The sequence below is a fragment of the Flavobacterium sp. W22_SRS_FK3 genome (assembly GCF_052113665.1).
Lineage (GTDB): Bacteria > Bacteroidota > Bacteroidia > Flavobacteriales > Flavobacteriaceae > Flavobacterium.
Genome location: NZ_JBGQOF010000059.1, coordinates 1 through 1773 on the forward strand (window position 1 = coordinate 1; position 1773 = coordinate 1773).

The window sequence follows — 1773 nt, forward strand, 5'->3', positions numbered from 1 at the left end:
TATGTAGCACCCCGTAATGAAACCGAAGCGCAGTTAGCTGCAATCTGGCAGGAATTATTAGGAGTTGATAAGGTTGGGATTCATGATAACTTTTTTGAATTGGGAGGCCATAGTTTGTTGGCGACTCGCTTGGTATCTATGATACGTAAAGAACTAGCGGTAGAAGTGTCTATTCGAAACATTTTCAGATTTAATACTGTAGAAGAGTTAGCATCATATATAATATATAAAGTAGTCAACACCAATGATGCTGAAAATGATTATAGTGTAAACATTGAATTATAATTTAACAACAAATATGGAATTTTCAAGTTTTTTTGAAAGATTAAATAAAGAAGGAATAAAATTAGTATTAAAAGGGGATCTATTAAGTATAAAATCAAATGCTAACATAGATCCGACAGTACTTTTGGAAATAAAAAATAATAAGGAATTAATTGTTAGGTATTTACAGAAGTATCAAGATGAAAATACAACTAAAGAATTATTAAAAAAGATTACTCCTTACAATCGAGATCATTTCGCTACAATCCCATTATCATTTAATCAGGAGCGTTTATGGTTTTTAGATCAGTTTCAAGGGAGTACTGAGTATCACATTCCTACTTTTCTTCGTTTGGAAGGATTTTTAGACATATTAATATTAGAAAAAACTTTAAGTGAAATAGTTTCGCGTCATGAAGTTTTACGCAGTATGCTTCTTTCAGAAGATGGCATCGGTTATCAGGAAATTATTAGTGCAGAAAGATGGTCATTGGATCAGGTAAGACTAGCAGATGCATCGTTACTGGAAAATAATCTTGAAGATTATCTGATGAGTCCATTTGATTTATCGAAAGATTACAAGTTACGAGCGTGTTTATATACTTTAGGGAATGATAAGTATATTTTGGCTTGCGTTTTCCATCATATAGCCAGTGATGGCTGGTCAGAAGGAATCTTAGTTAAAGAGTTTGTGGAATTATACAGTGCACTGCAGTCCGGTCGTAAGGCAATACTACCCGAGCTTAGTTTACAATATGCAGACTATGCCATTTGGCAGCGCAAGTATTTAGAAGGTAGTGTTTTAGAGGATCAGTTATCGTATTGGGAAACAAAATTACAAGGATTAAGTACTTTGTCCCTACCGACAGATTATGTTCGCCCTTCGGTGCAGAGTACAGCAGGAGCGAGTGTTTCTTTAAAGTTGGACGACAACTTGAGATCTTCATTAAATTCCATATGCAAGGAAGAAGGCGTTACGCTTTTTATGTTGTTATTATCCGCCTTCAAAGTATTGTTATCGCGCTACAGCGGACAGGATGATATTTGTGTTGGAACCCCAATTGCAAACAGAACGCAATCGGAGTTAGAGGGAATGATAGGCTTTTTTGTGAATACTTTAGCACTTCGCAGTGATTTAAGCGGAGACCCGAGTTTCAAAGCGCTATTGTCCAGAGTAAAACAGACCACTTTGGAAGGTTACGATCATCAGCTGACACCATTTGAAAAGGTTGTTGATCGCGTGATTACGACGCGTGATATGAGCATGAGCCCGTTGTTTCAAGTGATGTTTGCATTGCAAAAAGCTCCTGAGAACAATGGTGAAATAGAATTAAAGAATATTACATTTTCCGATTACAAATTCGACATTGTTAAGGCTCAATTTGATTTGTCACTTACCGTATTGGAAGACAATAAGGGTATTTCATTAGTTATAAATTATTGTACCGCTTTATTTGATAAGACAACGATTGATCGAATGCTGCTTTATTACCAAGAATTATTGGAGAG

General features: G+C 35.5%; 2 protein-coding genes. Both read left to right on the plus strand.

Annotation, left to right across the window (positions count from 1 at the left end; translation table 11 throughout):
* A partial coding sequence (locus tag ACEN2I_RS19880) for a phosphopantetheine-binding protein (RefSeq protein WP_441767817.1) occupies positions 1-285 on the plus strand: 285 nt, incomplete at its 5' end.
* A 13-nt stretch (positions 286-298) separates the two neighbouring features.
* On the plus strand, positions 299-1773 hold a 1475-nt coding region (locus tag ACEN2I_RS19885; protein WP_441767818.1), incomplete at its 3' end, for a condensation domain-containing protein.